Origin of the sequence: Dorea sp. D27, from assembly GCF_001185345.1 — a bacterium.
Lineage (GTDB): Bacteria > Bacillota > Clostridia > Lachnospirales > Lachnospiraceae > Extibacter.
The window spans coordinates 1-716 of record NZ_KQ236761.1; the positions used below are offsets into that span (position 1 = coordinate 1).

Here is a 716-nt window from a genome sequence, read left to right on the forward strand (position 1 = left end):
CTGCTGCGATGCGTCCGGGACTGCGACTATCACACAGATTCCTAAGCCTGTGGAATGTTCGCCGATAGCGGCTCTCATCCCACAAGCTAAGGAATCTGGTGAGGATTCTCCGTCCCTCCCGCTTATACCTTCGCATCTGTCCCCTGCCTCCCCATCGGCTATCTACTTTACTGGCACGGGCGGGGGTGGCTGTGTGACGTTACTGGCGGTCGGAAGGAATTTATCTGTGCCGGTATATTAATAAAAAAGCTGAGCGAGTGAAAACCTTTGGCAAAATGGAATTATAATTATAATGAGGAAGAGCCGGAATCAGGTACAGGGCTGTTATGTGAGATAACATCCCCTTGCCTGACTCCGGCTCTTCCTGCAGCAACGGCGTGTACGCCACGCTGCAAACGTTTAACTACGATAATATACAACGTTTTAAACTGTATGTGCTGTATACACTAAGCTTGCTACCATTTTCCATCTAGCTGACGCAGCCAGCGTTCATCCGCTGGCCAGTAACGTCACACGGCCGCTCACGCCCTTGTTAGTAAAGTAGATAGCGGACGGGGAGCCGGGTGGGAGATGCGCAGGTGTAAGCGGGAGAGGCGGAGAATCCTTTCCGTAGCCCTTATCCTGCGGATGCAAGCCGCTATCGGCGCGCATTCCGCAGGGTTAGGGATACGTGAAATAGTCGGAGCCTCGTACGCATCGAAGCATCTGCCACCCGG

The 716-nt window shown here is 53.2% G+C and carries 1 protein-coding gene; it reads left to right on the forward strand.

From position 1 onward, the window contains the following. A partial coding sequence (locus tag HMPREF0980_RS19310; protein WP_207643622.1) for a hypothetical protein occupies nt 1-241 on the forward strand: 241 nt, incomplete at its 5' end. Nucleotides 242-716 lie beyond the last annotated feature (475 nt).